The organism is Pedobacter sp. 01N416 (assembly GCF_056399685.1).
This window is the reverse complement of sequence record NZ_JBFTRT010000896.1, coordinates 1-1,163: the sequence shown is the minus strand read 5'-3', so window position 1 is coordinate 1,163 and position 1,163 is coordinate 1. Positions and strand designations below refer to the sequence as shown.

The 1,163-nt window shown below is 39.3% G+C and carries 1 protein-coding gene; it reads right to left on the bottom strand.

All coding sequences use genetic code 11. The annotated features are described in order from the left end of the window. Positions 1-1,058: hypothetical protein (locus tag AC1DND_RS28215; RefSeq protein ID WP_477586203.1), on the bottom strand; the 1,058-nt coding region annotated here is incomplete at its 3' end. Positions 1,059-1,163 lie beyond the last annotated feature (105 nt).

Below are 1,163 nucleotides of genomic sequence, written 5' to 3'. Positions count from 1 at the left end.
GCCATCACTCTTTCGCGTTCCTTTTTATCATTCAAAGCCAGCATGGGATAGGTATTCATCATTCCGCTCACCCAACCCAGCTGAAAATTTTTATTATTTTCTGGCAGATAATAAGAGCCCGCTTCTACCTGCACAAAATTGCCCTTGCATATATTGGTAGCCATTTCAAAAGTTTTGCTCATGGGCAATAAATTGCGCGGATGATTTAAGCCTGAAAGGCTTTTACGCACTTTCATAAATTTCTTTAAGAGTGCCGGGATATTTTCGGCATTAAATACATACACCCTGAACTTCAGTTCCACTTCATCGCCTTGTTTCCAGTCTGGAGCAAGATCTCCGCTTAGATGAAAATCGCCAAATCCCGCGGCCATTTTGCGCATAGCAGGAGCAGAAACGCTGAACGAGCAGCTATCTTTTTTTGCAGTTTCACTAATCGTTAAGCCGTTGGCACCCAATTTTGTCAACTGCTCGGTAAGCACAATAAAACCTTTCTTCTCTAAAGTTGAATAAAAACACATGGCTGGAGTAGCCACATTACCACTCTGTAGCTCAATAAGTGATGCTTTTCCATCTTCAATAGAAAGCCTTGGATTATTGGAAATGGTAAGCGGTACCTTGGGGTTGTAATACATATCCTTTGGATAATCTGGATTATAACCATTACCAATTGATCTATATCGGTTGCCATTGTATACCGCAGCCGGAACAAGTACATAATTTTTCGGGTTCCACTTGCTAAAATCGAATGAAACAGCAACCGCGGTAGATTTTGCTAAACCGCTATTCAAGCGGAAGGTGGCAACCGTTTCTATAACATCCCGTTGCTTGGGAGAGCTTGTTGTTTTTAACTGTAAAACCCAGCTGCCTGTTTTAGTTTGAAGGAGATTTTTATGAAAAATATGTTCGCTTAATAAATCAGTCCCATTAAATTCTTTCACTGATACTTTTAAAGAACCATTTAAATTCTTCAACAATTGATTAACCGGTTGTTGAGCAATAGAAGGAATACTAAGGCTTAGCGTTAACAAACCGATCGACCATACTTTTAAGTTCTTCATGCTCATAATTAATTTCGTCCCTGTAAAGGTTCAATTTTGGCCAAATCTAAACTACCCTTAACTTAACTAATACCTATGTTTTTTTCGCAACGGCCTATTAAAAGC